Here is a 2,762-nt window from a genome sequence, read left to right as displayed (position 1 = left end):
CGACTTCCGTCACCAGTTCAAGCTGCGTGCTGCGTATGCACTGAACAAGCAGTGGTCGTTTGGCACCACGCTGCAGGTGCAGTCCGGCGGCCCGATCACCGCCTATGGCGTGATGTGGCCGAACGATTCGATTGCCGGCGGCAGCACGTCCAGTGAAGGCAGTGGTGGTGGCACCGGCTGGCTGTGCGTGGCCAACTGTTCCGGCCCGTATGACAAACGCCAGTTCGAATACAGCCCGCGTGGTGCCTTCGGTCGCCTGCCGTGGACCTGGACCATGGGGGCGAACGTGACCTGGCGCCTGCCGGTAGAGGGCATCGACCTGAGTGCCCGACTGTCGGTGTACAACATCTTCAACAACCAGAAGACCATCAACGTGCACCAGCGTTACGAAGCGCAGCCTGGTCAGTACCGCGAGAACACCTTCGCCACCGGTACCCGCTGGCAGGCCCCGCGCTACACCCAGCTGGTGGTGACCTGGAACTTCTGATCGACGAGGATGCGCAGTGCCGGGCGTTGCCCGGCGCTGCCGATGGAGACCGGACGTGTATCGCCTGCTGGCTTTAGCTGCGCTGCTTGCCGCCGCCCCTGCACAGGCAGTGGACAGCGCACGCCTGGATGCCGACATCGCATTCGTGGACCAGCATGAACATCTGCCGGGGCTGGCGATGGCGGTGGTCGAGGATGGCCAGGTTGTCTATCGCCACACCGAAGGAGTGCGCGGTGACGGCGGCCGCATCGACGAGGACACGCTGTTCAAGATCGCCTCCAACAGCAAGGCGATGACCGCCGCGCTGCTGGCCACGCTGGTGGAGCAGGGCAAGCTGCGCTGGGACGATCCGGTGCAGCGCCATCTGCCGGCGTTCCGCATGCATGACCCGTGGGTGGGCGAGCACCTGCAGGTACGCGATCTGCTGATCCACAACAGCGGCCTCGGCCTGGGTGCCGGCGACCTGATGCTGTGGCCCGAGCCCAATGCCTTCACTCGCAGCGACGTCATCGCCGGGCTGGCACACTTGAAGCCGGTCACCAGCTTCCGCAGCGGTTACGCCTACGACAACCTGATGTATGTCGTTGCCGGTGAGGTGGCTGCGGCCGCTGGTGGCAAGCCGTATGACCAGCTGATGCGCGAGCAGGTGTTTGAACCGCTGGGGATGACCCGTTGCCAGGTGGGCGCGTGGTCGGTGAAGCAGGTCGGCAATGTCGCCCAACCGCATGTGCGGCGCGATGGCCGCAACGTGGTGGTCGCTGGTGATGGAGCGCTCAGCCCCGACCTGACGTCGATGGCGGCTGGTGGCATCCGTTGTTCGCTGCGCGACATGACGCGCTGGATGCAGGTGCTGCTGGACCCGTCGCTGGCACCGGCGTGGTTGGGCGCCGAGCAACGCCGCATGCTGTGGACACTGCACATGCCGATGCCGTTGGGCGACCGCCAACGCGACTGGGACAACGCCCGTTTCTACGGTTATGGGCTGGGCTGGCGGGTGTCGGACATGGACGGGCAGTGGAAGGTCGCGCACACCGGTACGCTGTCGGGCATGTATTCCTCGCTGGCGCTGCTGCCGGATCGCAAGTTCGGTGTGGTGATGCTGATCAACGGCGAGGCCGAAGACGCGCGTACCGCGCTGATGCAGTCGACGCTGAAACGGTTCACCGCGCCGGAAGACGCGCAACATGTGGGGTACTACCTGGCCGAGCTGGCCGCCGAACGGGCCGTGCGCGCCGCCACGGGGAGTCGTGCGCCCTCCACCAAGGGCGCGCAACCGGCCGCCGTCACCGACCTGGCGCAATGGCAGGGGCGTTACCGCGATCCCTGGCTGGGCCCTGCCTCGCTGTGTCCCACCGCGAACGGCCTGCGCTTCAGCGTGGACAAGTCGCCCACGCTGCAGGCAACGGTGCAGCAGCTGCAGGGGCGCTGGCTTCTGCAGTGGGATACGCTGGAGCCCTCGGCGCAGGCATGGCTGAATCCCGGCGCAGACACGCCGACGCTGGAGCTGCGCGCCATCGATCCGGAGATCGACTTCAGCTATGACTTCCAGGACCTGCATTTCACTCGTACTGGCGATTGCCCTGGTTTCGACGGCCCACGCCGCTGAGCCACCACGTATCTCGCCCGCCACCGACGCCACTGCAGCGGGGCTGGTGGAGATCCGCACGCTGTCGCCGCGCATCGAAATGGACATCCGCTATGCCGGTGCCAACAACTTCACTGCTGCGCCCGTGCCCGGTTATGAGGCACCTGCATGCTATCTGCTGGCGCCGGTGGCAAAGGCGTTGGCCGATGTGGAGGCCGACCTGCGCGCGCAGGGTTTCGCGCTGCGCCTCTACGATTGCTATCGCCCGGTGCACGCGGTGCAGGCGTTCATGGCCTGGGTGAACGATCCGCAGGAACAGTCGCGCAAGCCACTGCAGTATCCGGATCTGGACAAGCCGCAGCTGCTGAGCGACGGCTACATCGCCGAGCGTTCCGGCCACAGCCGCGGTGCCACCGTGGATCTCGGCCTGCTGGATTGTCGCAGCGGACGCTGTACGCCGACGGACATGGGCACCGACTTCGATTTCTTCGGCCAACGCGCGCATACGCGGGCGCCGGGGTTGAGTGATGCACAGAACGCCAACCGCCAGCAGCTGGTGCAGGCGATGGCACGGCGTGGTTTCGCCAACTATGCGCAGGAGTGGTGGCACTACACGCTGCAACCCGAGCCCGATGCCGGTACTGCCTACGACGTGCCAGTGCGGTAGGGGGTGTCGGCAGGGCTGCGCCC

At 66.4% G+C, this 2,762-nt stretch carries 2 protein-coding genes and 1 pseudogene; all 3 read left to right on the top strand.

The window, feature by feature from the left end; genetic code table 11:
- Positions 1-487: pseudogene (locus DBR20_RS11805) on the top strand (energy transducer TonB); the annotation flags it as partial.
- A 55-nt stretch (positions 488-542) separates the two neighbouring features.
- Complete coding sequence (locus DBR20_RS11800) at positions 543-2,093, top strand: serine hydrolase domain-containing protein (RefSeq protein WP_108266299.1); 1,551 nt, start codon at positions 543-545, stop codon at positions 2,091-2,093.
- Positions 2,026-2,739, top strand: a complete 714-nt coding sequence (locus DBR20_RS11795) for a M15 family metallopeptidase (RefSeq protein WP_108266298.1) — start codon at positions 2,026-2,028, stop codon at positions 2,737-2,739. Before DBR20_RS11800 ends, DBR20_RS11795 begins: the two co-directional genes overlap by 68 nt.
- Positions 2,740-2,762: the final 23 nt, after the last annotated feature.

The sequence above is a fragment of the Stenotrophomonas sp. HMWF023 genome (assembly GCF_003060985.1).
Taxonomy (GTDB): domain Bacteria; phylum Pseudomonadota; class Gammaproteobacteria; order Xanthomonadales; family Xanthomonadaceae; genus Stenotrophomonas; species Stenotrophomonas lactitubi.
The sequence above is the reverse complement of the archived record's forward strand: the minus strand, read 5'-3'. Positions and strand labels throughout refer to the sequence as shown.